The 889-nt window shown below is 60.9% G+C and carries 1 pseudogene; it reads right to left on the bottom strand.

From position 1 onward, the window contains the following. Nucleotides 1-889, bottom strand: a pseudogene (locus BFQ00_RS30045) (type IV secretion protein Rhs); the annotation flags it as partial.

Genomic DNA, 889 nt, shown 5'->3' with positions numbered 1-889 from the left:
TGTAGCTGAATTCCCGCGTAGCGCCGTCCGGCAGTACCCAGCGAGTCAAGCGTCCTACCGCGTCCCATTGATACTGAGTCAGCGCGCCGTATTCGTCCTCCCGCGCAACCTGCCGGCCCAGATCGTCATAGCGATAGCGCTTGATGCCGCCATTCGGAAGTTGCTCCTCTAGCAACTGTCCACGTTCATTCCACACCAGCCGATGACAACTGTGGTCGGGATACCAGACCCCCGTCAGTTGTCCCCGCTTGTCGTAGCTGTAATCCGTCGCGTTGCCCTCCGGATCAATCCTGCGGATGACATCGCCTTGCTCATTACGCTCGTATTTCCAGACCGCCTCACCACGCCGCACGACCCGTACGAAACCATTGTCATGCTCGTAGGACGTCGGCTCATCCTCACCCGGAAACAGCGCGACCAAGCGACCGGCGGCGTCGTACTGATACGCCGTCACCGCGCCCAGCGGGTCCTGCTCGACGGTCAGTCGGCCCTTGTCGTCGTAGGATTTGAAATGTCGGGCGCCGTCGGGATCGATGCGCTGTACCAGTCGCGCACGCTGGTCATGCACGTAAACTTCCTGGCTGCCATCGGCGTTGTGCACGTTGACGCTGCCGTCATCGCCCCATACATACCGCGTGTCCATCTGCGAAAAACTGGCCCAGTGCCGGACACAGCGCGCGGCTTTACCAGACCTTTCCCACGCCCAGAAGAAACTCGCCCCACCGGCCAACTGCCGCTCAAGAATGACGTGCTGTTCATCGTACCGATAAACCTCGCGTTCACCGACGGCATTGGTCGCCGACACCAGTCGTCCGGCGTCGTCGTAGGCGTAGGAAACGACGTTCTGCTCGGTCACCCAAACGAAGGGTTCATGGCCTTTGGCGCGATG

This window comes from Pseudomonas sp. 28 E 9, assembly GCF_900004785.1.
Lineage (GTDB): Bacteria > Pseudomonadota > Gammaproteobacteria > Pseudomonadales > Pseudomonadaceae > Aquipseudomonas > Aquipseudomonas orientalis_A.
The sequence above is the reverse complement of the archived record's forward strand: the minus strand, read 5'-3'. Positions and strand labels throughout refer to the sequence as shown.